This window comes from Mesorhizobium sp. LCM 4577, assembly GCF_001854795.2.
Lineage (GTDB): Bacteria > Pseudomonadota > Alphaproteobacteria > Rhizobiales > Rhizobiaceae > Mesorhizobium > Mesorhizobium plurifarium.
Genome location: NZ_MDDU01000013.1, coordinates 434,115 through 450,278 on the forward strand (window position 1 = coordinate 434,115; position 16,164 = coordinate 450,278).

A 16,164-nucleotide genomic window follows, 5' to 3' on the forward strand; every position below is an offset into this window, starting at 1 on the left:
AGGGGAGAAACTCCCCGCGCCAAGGTCTTAAGAAGCGCAATCTTCTGAATCGCTTGCCGTATTCTACTCAACGAAAACCTTCACGCTCGCCGCCCGTCCTGCCGCGTCGATCACGGTCAGCGTCGAATAGCCGGTGCCGTCGGGTTGCCAGGTCGCGGTGCGGCGGCGGTCGATGCCGGCGAGTGGCTTGCCGTTGGCGAGCCAGCGGAACGGCGCGCGGCCGCCCTGGAGCTTCAGAACCAGCGGCGTGGCGTCGGCGGAGTTGGTGCCGAGATCGACGCGGGCGCCGTTGGGCGGGAAGACGATGGTCGGAGCGGGCTCGGTGGCGGTGGCCTGCACCAGACCGTCCGATCCGGCGCCGAAGCGGGCGAGCGTCACCGGCAGTTCCTCGCGCCGGGGGTTGAAGACGCCAGGCGGCCGGCCGGACAGCGGCACGCTGGCAAGGCCGGAACGGACGAAGCCTTCGAACAGGATGGGTGCCGCCGAGACATAGCCCGACAGGCCGGGGACGGGGCTGGCATCGGCGCGGCCGACCCACACACCCAGCACGTAACGGCCGTCGAAGCCGACGGACCAGGCATCGCGATAGCCGTAGGAGGTGCCGGTCTTGTAGGCGATCCCGCGCTGCATGGCGCCTTCCGGCGGCTTCACGCCGGACAGGATGTCGTTGATCTGCCAGGCCGCCTGGTCGTCGAGGATGGTGGCGGTGGTGCGCTCGGCATCGGCCGGCTCGGTGCCGTCATGCAGCGTGTGCATTTTGCCGCCATTGGCGAGCCCGGTATAAAGCTGCACCAGGTCGCGCAAGGTCACGCCGACGCCGCCAAGCCCGATCGCCAAGCCCGGCGCCTCGTTGACCGGCAGGATCGGGTTGACGCCGGCCTGGCGGAAGCGCGCCGTCAGCCGCGCCGGACCGACGGCGTCGAGCACGCGGATCGCCGGCACGTTGAGCGACAATTGCAGGGCCTGGCGGATCGAGACATCGCCCTGGTAGCCCATGTCGAAATTCTTCGGACGGTAGCCACCGAAGTCGGCCGGACTGTCCTCGATGATCATCTCCTGCGCCACCAGCCCCTGCTCGAAAGCAAGTCCGTAGATGAAAGGTTTCAGCGTCGAGCCGGGCGAGCGCACCACCTTGGTCATGTCGATCCAGCCAGAGCGGCTGGCGTCGAAGAAATCGGCCGAGCCGACCTCGCCGAGGATGTCGCCGGTGCGCGCATCGGCCATCACCATGGCGACGGAAAGTTTCGGACCGAGCTTCCTGGCGGCATCCCTTGCCACCTGCTCCAGCCCCTGCTGCACGCTTTTGCGGATGGTGAGCTGCAGCGGCTTGCCGGGCACGGCCTTGGGCAGCATGGCATAAGAAGCATGCGCGGCCAGCGCCGGCAGTTTCCTGCGCAGGCCGGAAACATCGTCCAGCGCGGCGCGGGCAGCTTCGCGTTCGCCGAGCAGGCCGGCCGAGACCATGCGGGTCAGCACGCGGTCGCGCGCGGCGTGCGCGATGCCGAGATTGCGGTCGGGCCGGCGCCTTTCCGGCAATTGCGGCAGCGCGACCAGAAGGGCTGCCTCCGAGACAGTCAGCCGCTTCGGCTCCTTGCCGAAATAGGCGAGCGAGGCGGCGCGCACGCCTTCGAGATTGCCGCCATAGGGCGCCAGCGTCAGGTAGCGCTCAAGGATTTCCTGCTTGGACAGACGCCGCTCGATCTGGATGGCGCGCAGCATCTGCTTGAGCTTGGAGCCGATACTGCGGCTGTCGCGCGGCTCGATGAGCCGGGCGAGCTGCATCGACAAGGTCGAGCCACCGGACACGATATGACCGCTGGTGACGAGCTGGCCGGCGGCGCGGCACAACGCCAGGATGTCGACGCCGCGATGATCCCAGAAGCGCTTGTCTTCATAGGCCACCAGCATGTCGACGAATTGCTTGTCGACCTGGTCGAGGCGGGTTTCGAGCCGCCAGTAGCCGTCCGGCGTGGCGAAGGCGCGCAGCAGCTGGCCATCGCGGTCCTGGACCTCCGTCGAGACCGTCAGCCTTACCGGCAGCGGCGGCGGGAAGGCGCGGTCGAGTTCCCGGAGCGCGGCGATCGACGCGGCCGCGAAGCCGGCGAGGCAGGCGCCTGCGATTGCGGTTCGCTTGAGGAATTTTCTGGAGAGCATGGTGCTGCCCCTCATCCGCCTGCCGGCGCCTTCTCCCCGTATAGGGACGGGGAGAAGCTAAACCGGCGACCTTGCTATTCCGCCTTGACCTCCATCACGCCGGTGGCGGTACGGGCCGAGTATTGCGGCCGGTACATGTCTTCCACCGTTGCCGCCGGATGGGCGTAGGTGCCCGGTGTCACGGCGCGCACGACATAGGCCAGCGTGATGTTGCGGTCGCCGTCGCCTTCGTTCGGATTGAAGGCGGCGACGAAGCGGTCGTCGCGGAACTCCAGATGCGCGGCGTCGGTCTGCGCCAGCCAGGAGAAGTTCGACAATTGCGCGCTGGAAACCAGGCTCGGATTGTCGATCTCAAAGCCGGCCGGCAACAGATCGGTGATCAGCAGGCGCGACGGCCATTTGTTCTGCTCGTAGACCTTGAGCACGACCACGTAGCGCTCGTTCTGCTTGGCCTCGATGACATTGGCCGCGGTGCCGTCGAGCTTGTAGTAGGTGCGATCGATGGTGAAGCCGTCGCCGCCGGCCGGCAGCGGATCGACCGGGGCGGCGACCGCGGTCACCACCGCCTGCAGCGGCGTCGCGCCGGTGTTGGCGATGGTGAGCGGACTGTCGACGAGATCGCTGCCGGCGACCTGGTCGGAGTAGCCGCCCGAATGCGGCGCGCCGTTGACGGAAAGCGTGATGGAATCATTGCCTTCCTTCAGCGCCCGCGCGGCAAGCAGCATCCAGGATTCGTCCTGCGTGCTCGTCCAGCGGGCGTCCGCTCGCGCCACGCCCACCAGCTTGATCAGTTGCGGCATGATGCTGGGCACCGGCTTCGATTCCGCCGCCAACGCCAGCAACGCCGCGCCGTCACGCAGCCGCGAGCCGTAGTCCGAGCGGTACCAGTCATAGTCGGTCTCCGACTGTGCCAGCCTGAGCGCCGTCTGGAAGGTTGCTTCCGAACGCTGCGTGTCGCCGTAGAGCGCCAGGCTCGCCGCCAACTGGGCGACGGCCATCGGGCTGGAGAAGGCTTCGAGCTGGGTATCGGCGTAATAACGCAGATCGCCGATCGAGGCCTTCTTGTTGCGGGCGAGCACATAGAGCGCATAGGCGATCTCGCTGCCCTTGTCCTGGACGTCCTGGTCGTAGCCAAGCGAGTTCTGCAGGTTGTTCAGCGCCTGGTTCATGGCAAGCGCGGGAACATCATACTTCTGCTCGCGCGCCCGGGTCAGGAATTCGCTGACATAAGCGTCGAGCCACAGATCGCCGGAGCCAGGTCCCCAGAGGCCGAAGCTGCCGCTCGACGACTGGTAGGAGAGCACCTTGTAGATGGCGTCCTGGATGCGTTGATGCAGGTCCGGGTCGCTCTCCATGCCGATGCTCTTGGCCATGTCGTTGACATAGAGCAGCGGCATGGCGCGGCTGGTGGTCTGCTCGGCGCAGCCATAGGGGTAGCGGTCGAGCGACATCAGCAGCGACGGCACGTCGAGCGCGGACGACTGCGAGACGCCGACGCTGACCGAAGCGCCGTCGAGCACGCTTGACGCCAGCAGCTCCTTGTCGACGCGCAACGAGCCGCCATGCGGCTTCAGGTCGACCACCATGCGGTTGGTGACCGGAAGCTGCGCCGGGCGCACCGGCAGATAGAGCGTCTGCTCGACTTGCGTGCCGTCGGCGTGCGCGAGCTTGACCGTGACCGAGGCGTCGCCCGCGGTCTTGGCGACCAGCGGGAAGCTGAGCGACTGGCGCTTGCCCTGGGCGAGCGTCAGCTTCTCGGGCAGGGGCTTGTCGCCGGTCGTAAGATCTCCGGTCGTGGTGACCGAGAGCGCATAGTCGCCGGCCGGGCCATCGGTGTCGGCGATGTCGAGGCGCATGGTCGCCGCATCGCCCGGCGCCAGGAAGCGCGGCAGGCCGGCGGTGATCACCACCGGATCGCGCACGATGACGTCGGTCTGGGCATGGCCGACCGCATCCTTGGTCCAGGCGACCGCCATGACGCGAACGGTGCCGTTGAACTGCGGGATGTCGAAATCGACGCGCGCCTTGCCGTTGGCATCGAGCTCGACCGGGCCGGAGAAGAAGGCGACCAGCTTTTCGGTCGGCGGGCTGCCTTGCGCCTGCATGTTCGCCCCGTCGCCGCCGGTGCGTATCTTGCCCATGGTGCCGAGCGAGCCGTCGATCAGGCGGCCGTAGAGGTCGCGGATCTCCAGCCCAAGCATGCGCTGGCCGAAGAACCAGTCCTCCGGATCGGGCGCCTTGTAGTTGGTGAGGTTGAGGATGCCGACATCGACGGCAGCCACCATCACATAGGCGTTGCTGCCGGCCTGCGCGCCGTTGACCGCAACGGGGATCGACAGCTGCTGGCGCGGCATCGTCTTTTCGGGCGGTGTCAGGGAAACCGTCAGCTTCTTCGAGCCCGGATCGACCGACAACCATTGGATGCCGATGGCGCGGGCCGGCATGCGCGATTCCTGCGCGTCGCCGGGCCGGAACAAGGTCGCCGTGACATAAGCGCCGGCGCCCCAGTCGTCGCCGACGGGGATGTCGACGGTGCTGCCGCCGGCCGGCACCGAGGCGGTAACGGTCTTCAAGAGCTTCTCGGCGCCGATGGTGACCAGAAGTTCGCCGGCAAAATGCGGCGAGACCTTCAGCTTGGCGACTTCGCCGGCGGCGTAGCTGTCCTTGTCGAGCGCGATCTCAAGGCCGTCGGGCGTCTCGGTGGTGGTCGAGGCGACATACCAGCCGGCATCGAACTCATAGCTGGTGGCGGGACCATCCGGATCGGCGGTCTCGACCTCAAGCCGGTAACGGCCCCAGTCGACGGGCAGCGATACGGTCGCCTCGCCATCGGCCTTCAGGTCGACCGCGCCATTGGCGACGGCCTTGGTGAGGTTCACCGCCTCGTAGTTCCAGGAATTGTTGGAACGGTACCATTGATAGTTGCGCTCGACCTTGACCAGCGACCATTGGGCGCCTTTCAGGTCCTCGCGCTTGCCGTTCGGGTCGACGGCGATGATGCTGAACTTGGCGGTTCCGCCTTGCGGCACCTCATCGCCCTCGAAATCCGGCCGAATGCCGATGACGTCGCGCTGCGGGCGAACGCCGATGTCGAGCGACCGCTCGACGGCGCGGCCGCCGGCCTCGCGCATGCGCACGGTGACCTTGGCGTTGACCAGCTTGGTGGTCGACGGCAATTGGTCGATCGTGATCGGGAAGGTCGCCTTGCCGTCGTCGCCGACGACGGGAAGATTGGCGAGAGGCGTCACGGTCGGCTCGCTCGACTGCTCGTCGGCCAGGCCGAAGGTGAAATCCTTGAAGCTGTCCCAGGTACTGGTGGTCGACAGCGTCATCTCGCCTTCGAGCGCAAGGCCCGCGGCCGGCGCGCCGTAGAGGAAGCGGCCGTCGACTGTGGCGTTAGCGGTTTCGCCCTGGGCGATCTCCTTCTTGTCGGCGGTCAGGTCGAATTCAATGCGATCCGGCACGAAATCCTCGACCAGGAACATCTGGCTGGCAACGGCCGCCTGCTTGGGATCGGTATAGATCGACACCGTCCAGGTGCCGCGCATGGCGTTGGCCTCGAGCGGCAGGTCGACGGCGTGGCCGCCGGCGGACTCGCCATTGCTGACGATGCGGCGGCTCTCGACGCCGTCGGGGCGGGTGAAGATGAAGGTCAGCGGCAGGTTCTCGACCGCCTTGGCGGCGCCGTCGCGGGCAAGGGCCGCGACGTGAACGTCCTCGCCGGCGCGGTAGATGCCGCGCTCCGTCCAGGCATAGACGTCGAGCGCGCCCGGCGAGGCTCGGCCCTCGACGCCACGATCCGACAGGTCGAAGCCGGCCTTGCCCATGTCGAGGAAGACGAAGTCGTTATCGCCCTGCTTGGCCATCAGCACGGCCGGCACCATGCCGTTTTCGCCGCGGGTGAGGCCCGGATTGAAGACGGCGCGGCCCTCGGCATCAGTGGTCGCGGTGCCGAGAATCTCGTTGTTCTTGGCAAGCAGCGTCAGTTCGGCGCCGGAAATCGGCTTGGCCGAGCCCAGCGAACGGGCAAAGACGTTGAGGCCGTCCTGGCCGGTATAGGTGGAAAGGCCGATATCGGAGACCACGAACCACTGCGTGGCGCGCGAACCATAGTCGTCGCTCTTGTCGTCGACCGGCTGCGCGGTCAGCACATAGACGCCTGGCTTGCGCTGCGGGATCGCCTCATCCACCGGGAACGAAGTGGTAACCTCCTTATTGAGATCATTGGCGATGTCGAGCGTGCCGGACCAGACGGGGGCGCCCATCTGGTCCGAAATGGTGGAGATGTCATAGCCATCGAGCTGATGCAGGAACTGATAGCCGGACAGAAGCTGCGCCAGCGAACGGTCGCCGATGCGGTAAAGCGTCATCTTGGCGGCGTTCATGTTGACGGTGACGACCGGAATGCCGCGGCGGGCGCCGGCCGGCAGCACGAAGCTGTCGCCGGTGAAGCGGGCGGACGGAGCGCGGTCCTGGACGTAGATCGACAGCACGACGGGCGCGGCGATCGTTTCGCCGATCGCCGCCGGCAGGCCGACGCGGAAGGTCACGTCATAATGCTGGCCGTGCTCCAGGCCCTCGACGCAGATCTGCTTGTCCTTGGCCTCGACGGCCTTGGGCGCGGCGTTGTCGACGGTCACGAACTGCGAATAATCGACACCGGTCTTGACCAGTTCCTCGGAAAACTGGGCGCAGATGCGCGGCGAGGAGGAATCGGCATCGACGGTGTGCTCGACGACGCGGAAACCCTTGCGCGCCTTGAGGTCGGCGTAATCGGCCTGGACGGCCGGCGAGCTCACCAGCGCAAGGCTTGCCTCATAGGCCTGCAGCGAGGGCCGATAGAGATCGCGCTTGTCGAGACCGGCGGCAAGCAGCGCCAGCGCCTCGGCGCGGGTCTTTGCCGTGCGCACCAGCTTGTAGGCGTTGAAGGCCGCCGAGGTGGCGTTCATCGGGAACGTCGCGGGTTCGGTGGTGTTCGACGCCGGCTCCACGGCGAGTATCTCGCGCGCCAGCGCCAGCCAGAGCGCGCCATCGTCCGGCAGAACGGAGATCGCGGCCTCGTATTTCTGCATGGCAAGCCGGTGATCGCCGGTAAGCGAGGCCTGCTCGGCGGCGGCCTGCAGGGCAGCAAGGCCCTCGGTCGGCTTGTCATAGGCCGGATCGGTCAGCTTGTTGCGGAACTGCTGAGCCTGGTCGGCCATCCAGTTGGGGAAGAAGGCCAGCGCCGGCGGGGCGCCGATATCGGGATCACCGTCGACATTCGCGACCTTGCCGGCGACGGCGCCAGTGAAGGATTTCAACTGGTTATAGTCGGATTTGAGAAAACACCATTTGGCCTTGGTGTTGTAGGTGAAGGCGCGGCAGGCAGAATCGCCGAGACAGCTTGTCTTGCATTGGTCGAGGCTGACATTCTGCTCCGACCTGAGGTCGAAACCGAAATAGTCGGAATTGTCGGTCGTCACGATTCGCCGGGCTTCGGCCGCAAGAGCCGCCCCGCCCAGGGCGAAAAAGATGAGAAGAAGGAAAGAGAGACCACGAGCCGCGCGCATTGCCATACCACCCTCCAGACATCGCCAGCGTCCGGGCATGATCAAGCTTCGTGCAGGCTTGTCAACGCCGGAGCGCCGCAGGTTAATCACCCGCGAACGGTTTCCATGCCGGCCAAAGGCCGGTATTTCGACAGAACCTCTGTGAGACGGATCACACTTTCTTGCGGAATCGCAAAAGGTGTGAATTCCAAGCCCGGTCTATTTCAGACAATTGGATTGTGGCCCCTTTACGAACGTTGCGGAACTTCATTCCAATTTTAGTTTTGTCGACTAGGTTGTCTTAATGCCGGCGCATGAAACGCAGATGTCAGGAGGGCTCGCGCCAGGGCGCGGGCTTCCGCGCGCCCTGCTTTTCGCGCTCGTCTGCTCGACCGTGCTGGCCGGCGAAATACGGCAGGCGGCGGCTTTCGAGATTTTCGGCATCAAGCTCTGGGGCTCGTCAAAGGACGAGGATGCCGACATTGTCGATCCGCTGCGCTATTCGGTGACGATCAATGCGCCTGACGCCGACAAGGATCTGGTCAAGACGCTTGAAAATGCCTCGGCGCTGAAAAATGACGAGGACCATCCGGTGTCCGGATCGCTCGGCCTGATGGCCAAGGCGCGCGCGGACCGCGAACAATTGGTYGCCGCCCTCTACGCCGATGCCCGCTACGAGGGCGTGGTCACCATCACGATCGATGGCAAGTCGATCGATGACTTGCCGCCGGATGCCGAGTTCAAGGGGCCGCAGCCCGTTCCGGTGGTCGTCACGGTTGCTCCCGGAGCGAAATTCACGCTTGGCAACATCCGGCTGAAGGGCGATGCAGCGGGATTGGCGGCAGCCGACTTCGGCCTGATCGCCGGCGGCGATGCCGGCTCCGGCGCGGTGCTCAAGGCAGAAGCGCTGATCGTGCGGGCGCTGAAGGAAGAGGGCAGGCCGCTTGCCAAGGTAACCGACCGCGAGATCGTCGCCGAGCATGCCAACTCGACGCTGGACGTGACGCTGACGGTGGCCGCCGGCCCGGTCGCCGGCTATGGCGACACGACGGTCGAGGGCACGGAAAAGGTCGATCGCGACTTCACCGAATACATGACCGGGCTGAAGCGAGGCCAGCAATATTCGCCTCAGGAGATCGACGATGCCCGCGACCGGCTGCTCGGGCTCGAGGTCTTCAACAGCGTGACCATCAAGGAAGGCGACAGCCTCGACGCCAGCGGCAACATCCCGATCGGCGTCCAGGTCAGCGAGCGCAAGCCGCGCTTCTTCGGCGTCGGCGGCACCTTCTCGAACACGGAAGGCCTGGGGCTCGAAGGCTATTGGGGCCACCGCAACCTGTTCGGCCAGGCCGAGAAGCTGCGCATCGACGGCTCCATCAGCGGCATCGGCAGCAACAGCCTTTCGGCGCTCAACTACAATGCCGGCGTCATGTTCGAGAAGCCGGGCGTGCTCGGACCGACCTCAAAATTCTTCACCGGCATAAAGACGGTGTTCGAACACCCCGATGCGTATGACCATTTCTCGGTCAAAGGCGACGTCGGCGTTTCCTACGACCTCGACAAGCAGCAGCGGGTCTCGGCCGAATTCGACCTCGATTATTCGCGGATCACGGACGCTTTCGGCAAGCATACCTATCTGATCGCCAGCGTGCCGCTGCAATATGTCTATGACAACCGCGACGACAAGCTGAACCCGACCAGGGGGTTCCGCTTTCTCGCCTATGCCGAGCCCAGCTATGACATATTGAACGGCGCGACCTTCCTGAAGCTGAAGGGCGAGGGCTACACCTACCAGTCGCTCGACACGGCGAGCCGGTTCGTGCTCGCCGAACGCGCAACGCTCGGCTCGATCGTCGGCACCGGCCTGCAGAACGTGCCCGCGGATCGGCGGTTCTATTCGGGCGGCGGCGGTTCGGTGCGCGGCTATTCCTACCAGGGCATCGGCCCGAAGGACATCGACGGACAGCCGATCGGCGGTCTCTCCTTCTTCGAAACCTCCGTCGAGATGCGCATCGGCGTCACTGACACGATCGGCATCGTGCCCTTCGTCGATGCCGGCACGGTTTCGACCAAATCCTTCCCCGATTTCGCGGATGTGAAGGTCGGCGCCGGCGTCGGCCTGCGCTATATTACGCCCTTCGGGCCGCTGCGCATCGACGCCGCCGTGCCGCTCAACCGCGATCCCGGCGATCCGCATTTCGGCATCTATGCCGGCATCGGCCAGGCGTTCTGACAATGAAGATTTTCTGGCGCGTCCTTCGCATCTTAATTTACACGCTGCTTCTGCTGCTGGTGGTGGCGATCGGCGCGCTGGTCGTTTTGACCGGCACTGAAGGCGGTCGCCAGAACCTCGCCAGCCTGATTTCGAAGATGGCTTCGAACGAGGACCGCAAGGTCACGGTCGCCGGCATCGAAGGCATCTGGTCGGGCGCGCTCAGGGTGGACCACGTCGTGCTGGAAGACCGCGCCGGCCCTTGGATGGTGGCGCGCAAAGTGGCGCTCGACTGGTCGCCGACGGCGCTGCTGTCCCGAAATTTCAATGCCGACCGCTTCGCCGCCGAGCGCATCGAGCTGGCGCGGCTGCCGCAGCCGAGCCAGCAGCCGTCGCAGGGCGGCTCGACGAGCCTGCCGGTGTCGATCGATGTGAAGCAGATCGACCTGCCGGAGATCGCCCTGGGACAGGAACTGGCTGGCTCCGGCATCGCCGAGCTGGCCGCCAAGGGCTCGCTCAAGGCCGATCCGTCGCCGCTGGCGATCCAAAGCGTGCTGAACGTTTCCCGCCATGATGGCAAGCAAGGCAATGTCGACGCCAAGATCCACTTCGCGCCGGCCGACAACAAGCTCGACCTCGATCTCAAGGCGTCGGAGCCGGCGGGCGGCATCATCGCCAATCTGCTCAAGCTGCCGGATGCGCCGCCGGTCAACATCGTCGTTTCCGGCAGCGGGCCGTTGGCCAACTGGAGCGGCGTCGGCACCTTCATGGTCGACGGCCGGATCGTCAGCCAGCTGACCGGCCGGCACCAGCTGACCGACAAGGGCCACCGCATCGAGGCCAATGGCGACGGCGAGTTCGAAGGGTTCCTGCCGGAGAAGATAAAGGCGCTGTTTGCCGGCAAGACGCGCTTCGACCTCGCCGGAACCGCGACCGCATCAGGCGGGCTCGATATCGAGCAGGCCACCATAGAGAGCGACTCCGTGCACGGTGCCGCGACCGGCAATGTCGATCCGAAGGGCGCCAGCGACCTGGCGGTGGAGCTCTCCGCCAAGGACAAGCCGGTAACCGTCGATGTCGGCAACAGCGCGGTTCCGATCCTGGTCTCGGTCGAAAAGGCGACGGTGCGCGCCTTCGGCGATGGCAAAGCGCCGATGGTCGATATCGGCACGTCGCTTACGTCGATCGCCGTCGGCGGCACCCAGCTCAACAACATTACGGGCGAGATCCATTCCGACGGCTTCGATGTGGAGACCCTCAGCGGCCCCGTCGCCATCAGGCTCGCGGCCGCCGGCCTGAAGACCGATGTGGCGACGCTGGCGCCGCTGGTGACCGGCAAGCTCGCCGCCGATCTTTCCGGCACGATCAGCCGCGAGACCGTGACCATCGACAAAGGCACCTTGCGCAGCGACGCGCTCAATGCCGGGCTGACGGCAAATGTGGCGCTGGCCGACCTGTCGATGACGCTGAAGATGAACGCCGACGCCATCTCGAAGGCGTTGCCGCCGCAGATCAGCTCGCTGCTTGGCGAGCGGGTGAAGTTCTCGGCCACCGCCACGCGCGATCCGCAAGGCGCGTTCGCCGCCAACTCGCTGGAGATCAGCTCCGGCTCGCTCAGCGCCAGCGGCACCGGCAGCATGCAGGGAACGGACCTTCAGGCCAACGTCAAGGGCACGCTGGGCGACGTCTCGCCGCTGTCGTCGCTCGCCGGCACGCCGCTTGCGGGCGGGGTCAATTTCGCGCTGAGCGCAAGCGGTCCGCGCCTTGCGCCGGATTTCACGGTGTCAGCCGACAGCGCCAGCCTGACGGCGGCTGGCCGTACCGTGAAGGAGATCAAGCTCTCGGCCAAGGGCAAGGCCGATATCGCCAATCCGACCGCCGACCTCTCGCTGACCGGCAATGCCGAGGGACAGGCGCTCGACATCGAAGCTTCGCTGGTGACCGCCGACGGCAAGCGCTCGATCAAGGGTCTCAGCCTGGCGCTCGGCGACAACAAGGTGTCGGGCGATCTCGTGCTCGACGACAAGTTCCTGCCGCTCGGCACGTTGACGCTTGCCGTGCCCGACATCGGACCGCTTGCGGCGCTCGGCAACCAGACCGCCACCGGCGATATCAACGGCACGATCGCCTTCGCCAAGGAGGGCGAGGCGCCGACCGTCACCATCAACGCGGCCAGCACGTCGATCGCGCGCGGCGATCTGGCGGCGAAAGCCATCACCGTCAACGCGCTGATCGCCAACTACCTGAAAGGGCCGGCGATCTCGGGCACGATCAAGGCCGATAACGTGACCTCCGGCAGCACGGTCGTCAGCGGCATCGGCATCGATTTGAAGCGCGACGGCGAGTGGACGAACTTTACCGGCGGCGCCACGGCGTCCGGCATTCCGGCCACCGCCACCGGCCGTGTGAAGATCGCCAATGGCACGACAAGCGTGGAGATCACGTCCGGCGAGGCGACGGTGCGCGGCATCAAGGCGGCCATCGCCGAGCCATCCAGCCTTTCCATCGCCAATGGCGTGACGACAATCGAGAAGCTCGCGCTCAATCTCGGCGGCGGCTCGGCAACCGTTTCCGGCAGCGCTGGCCAGACGCTCGGCCTGACGGCCAACCTCGCCAACCTCCCGGTGGCGCTCGCCAATGATTTCGTGTCCGGCCTCGATGGGGCTGGGACGGTGGAAGGCACGGCGCATGTCACGGGTCCGTCGTCCAACCCCGACGTGCAGTTCAACGCCAAGGTGGCGGGCGCCCAGACCAGCCAGACCCGGCAGGCGGGGCTGGGGCCGCTGGATCTGGACGCTGCCGGCAGCTACACGCTGGCGGGCGGCGTCGCCCTGGACCACGCCACGCTGTCGGGCGAAGGGATTTCCGGCAAGGCCGCCGGCACCCTCAATCCCAATGGCGCCAGCGACTTCTCCCTCGACCTCACATCATCCGGGGCCAGCCTGCCGTTGACGATCGGCAGCGCCGAAAGCCCGGTCAAGATCGCGGTCCAGTCCTTGTCGGCAAAAATGGCGGGCGAGAGCACGCAAGCGCGGCTCGATGTGTCCGCAATCCTGCCGTCCATTGCCGCCAGCCAGGCCAAGGTGGACGGTCTGACGCTCACGCTGCATTCGGATGCCTTCGACCTCAAGGGGCGGGCTGGTCAGGTTTCCGGCACGGTGTCGGTGGACAGGATCGGCCTCGATAATCCCATGATCGCGCCGCTGATCGCCGGCAAGGTCACGGCCAAGGTCAATGGCCGCCTGACAAGCGATGCCGTCGCCGTCAACAGCGGCTCGCTCACCAGCGATGCGCTCAACAGCCAGGTCGCCGGCCGGATATCGCTGGGCGACGGCGCGGTCGACCTCACCATGAAGGCCGATGTCGCTTCTTCCGCCCTGCCGGCCGCGGTGCGCGGCATGCTTGGCGAGACGGCTGCGTTGAGCGCCGTGCTGAAGCGCGATGCCAAAGGCAATGTCAATGTCGACGGGCTGAAGCTGAATTCTGGCGCGCTCAGCGCCGATGGCCAGGCGAGTCTTGCCGACGGCAAGCTCGCCGCCGGAATCAGGGGGGCGCTGAGCGATGTCTCGGGACTCTCGAAAGACGCCAAGGGCGCCATTGGCTTTGCCCTGAATGCGCAAGGCCCGGTCATCGCGCCCGACCTGTCGATGACGGTGGAGAGCGACCGGCTTACGGTCGCGGCGCGCGAGATCACCGGGCTGAAGCTTACGGCCAGCGGCAAGGCCGATGCCGCCAATCCGGCGGCGAATGTGCAGCTCACCGGAAATGTCGCCGGCCAGAACCTGCAGGGCAGCGCGGTGCTCGCCACGACCAATGGCAGCCGCGCGATCAACGGGCTTTTGCTGTCGCTCGGCCCCAACAAGATTTCGGGCAATCTCGCCCTCGACGACGCCTTCGTGCCGGTCGGCACCGTTTCGCTCGATTTGCCGGACATCGGGCCGCTCGCCGCGCTGGCGCTGGAAAAGGCAGAGGGCAATGTGCGCGGCACGATCGCCTTCACCAAGGCGGCCAACGGGCCGAATGTCGCGATCAAGGCGAACACTTCGGAGGTCAAGCGCGGCGATCTCTCGGCCAGGAATGTGGCCATCGACGCGCAGATCGCGAACTACATGGCAGCACCCGTCATCGCCGGCACGGTGCGCGCGGAGAGCGTGACGTCTGGCGGCACCGCCATCACCGGCATCAATGTCGATCTCAAGCGCGACGGCGACTGGACCGGCTTCTCGGGCGGCGCCACCGTCAAGAACATCCCGGCCAAGGCCGCCGGCCGCGTGAAGGTCGCCAACGGCACGACGACCGTCGAGCTCGCGTCCGGCCAGGCGACCGTGCAGGGCATCAAGGCGGCGATCGCGCAGGCCTCGACGATCAACATCGCCAACGGCGTGACGACGCTCGACCGGCTGGTTCTCAATCTCGGCGGCGGTACGGCGACGGTGACGGGCAAGGTCGCGCAGGCGCTCGACATCAACGCCAATCTGGCGAGGGTGCCGATCTCGCTCGCCAACAGTTTCTCGCCCGGTCTCGACGCGGCCGGTTCGATCTCGGGCACGGTTAAGGTCACCGGCGCGCCGGCGAGCCCCTCGGTCGCCTTCAACATCGATGCTTCAGGTGTGCAGACCTCGCAGACGCGCGGCGCCGGTCTCGGCGGCATGAACGTGTCGTCGTCCGGTACTTTCGCCGGCAACAAGCTCGCCTTCGACGCCAATATCAGCGATGGCGCCGGCCTCGGCCTCAAGGGCGGCGGCTCGGTGACGGTGGCGGGCACGCCGGCCCTGGTGCTCGACTTCAACGGCAAGGTGCCGTTCTCCTTCCTGGCCGCGAAACTCGCCGCGCAAGGGCTGGGGCTGACCGGAACCGCGAACGTCAATGTGCAGGTGCGCGGCCCGGCGTCGTCGCCGGTGATCGGCGGAACGGTCAGCACCTCCGGCGCCCGGCTGGTCGATGCCCGCTCCGGCCTTGCGGTGAACGACATCGCGGCGGACGTTTCGATCGGGAACGGCGTCGCCAGGATCAACCGGCTCACCGGCACGCTTTCGACGAAAGGCAATCTTTCGGCCAGCGGCACGGTGGGCATCGTGCCGGCGCAAGGCTTCCCGGCCGACCTGTCGATCAAGCTCATCGATGGCCGCTACACCGACGGCCGGGTGGTGACCGCCAATCTCGGCGGCGACCTGACGATCAAGGGGCCGCTCGTCTCGGCGCCGGTGATCGCCGGCACGATCAACCTGGCGAGGACGGTCATCACTGTCCCGGAAAAGCTGCCGGGGTCGCTTTCGGCGCTGGATGTCAAACACAAGAACGCGCCGGCGTCCGTGCGGGCGCAGGACAAGGCGCTGYGCCCGGCAACGTCCAGCGGCAGCAGCAAGAGCGGCAGCGGCCTGACGCTCGACGTGACGGTGAACGCGCCGAACCAGATCTTCATCCAGGGCAGGGGTGTCGACGCCGAGCTCGGCGGGTCGCTGAAGCTGACGGGGCCTGCCTCGTCGCCGCAGGCGGTCGGCACTTTCACCCTGCAGCGCGGACGGCTGACCATTCTCTCCAAACGGCTGACCTTCACCGAGGGCACGATCGGGTTCCAGGGTTCGCTGGTTCCCTATCTCAACATGACGGCGACCACGACGACGAGCAGCGCCACGGTCACGATCGTCGTGTCGGGTGAGGCGACCGATCCGAAGTTCACCTTCTCCTCCGTGCCGGCGCTGCCCCAGGACGAGGTGCTGGCGCAGCTCATCTTCGGCCAATCCATGTCCAAACTGTCACCGCTGCAGATCGCGCAACTTGCAAGCGCGGCCGCGCAACTGGCGGGCGTCGGCGGCTCGACCTCGCTGCTCGAGAACCTGCAAAGCGCCATCGGCGTCGACGATCTCGACGTGACGACGGACGAGAAGGGCGGCACCGCGGTTTCGGCCGGCAAATACCTCAACGACCGCACTTATGTGACCATACAGAAGGGCGACAAGCCGGGTTCCGGCAAGGCGACGATCGACCTCAATGTCGGTCGCGGCGTGAAGCTGCGCGGCGAGGCCAACGATGCAGGCGAAGCCAAGGGCGGCGTCTTCTACGAACGCGAATATTGAGGCTCAGCCTGCGTTTCTGCGCTCGCCCGGGGGGCTGTCCGCCGCGGGCGCGGGAGCCTTATCCGCATAAAATGTACTGATTTAATCGTTCGCGACGATTTTTTGGGAAATCGGCGTCGCGATAACAAATTTGCGTCAAGACTGTCGCTATCGCGCGAACCGGGTTGCAACCAAAGATGCACATTCCCGGCAT

The 16,164-nt window shown here is 66.1% G+C and carries 4 protein-coding genes; 2 read left to right on the forward strand and 2 right to left on the reverse strand.

Features of this window, described 5'->3' with window-relative positions:
* Positions 1 to 63: 63 nt before the first annotated feature.
* Complete coding sequence (gene pbpC / locus LCM4577_RS17330) at positions 64 to 2,154, reverse strand: penicillin-binding protein 1C (RefSeq protein ID WP_244508347.1); 2,091 nt, start codon at positions 2,152 to 2,154, stop codon at positions 64 to 66.
* A 74-nt stretch (positions 2,155 to 2,228) separates the two neighbouring features.
* Positions 2,229 to 7,709: an alpha-2-macroglobulin family protein gene (locus LCM4577_RS17335; protein ID WP_071072438.1), complete on the reverse strand. Its 5,481-nt coding sequence runs from the start codon at positions 7,707 to 7,709 to the stop codon at positions 2,229 to 2,231.
* Positions 7,710 to 7,986: 277 nt separating this feature from the next.
* Here LCM4577_RS17335 and LCM4577_RS17340 point away from each other — a divergent pair, with 277 nt between their 5' ends.
* Both LCM4577_RS17340 and LCM4577_RS17345 read left to right on the forward strand, forming a co-directional pair.
* Positions 7,987 to 9,915: an autotransporter assembly complex family protein gene (locus LCM4577_RS17340; RefSeq protein WP_071072440.1), complete on the forward strand. Its 1,929-nt coding sequence runs from the start codon at positions 7,987 to 7,989 to the stop codon at positions 9,913 to 9,915.
* 2 nt (positions 9,916 to 9,917) lie between these two features.
* Positions 9,918 to 15,971: a translocation/assembly module TamB domain-containing protein gene (locus LCM4577_RS17345; protein ID WP_071072442.1), complete on the forward strand. Its 6,054-nt coding sequence runs from the start codon at positions 9,918 to 9,920 to the stop codon at positions 15,969 to 15,971.
* Positions 15,972 to 16,164 lie beyond the last annotated feature (193 nt).

What these genes read in the sequence shown, in the direction of transcription:
- LCM4577_RS17335 (WP_071072438.1), bottom strand. Translation starts at nt 7,709, where the DNA reads ATGGCAATGCGCGCGGCTCGTGGTCTCTCTTTCCTTCTTCTCATCTTT.
- pbpC (WP_244508347.1), bottom strand. Translation starts at nt 2,154, where the DNA reads ATGCTCTCCAGAAAATTCCTCAAGCGAACCGCAATCGCAGGCGCCTGC.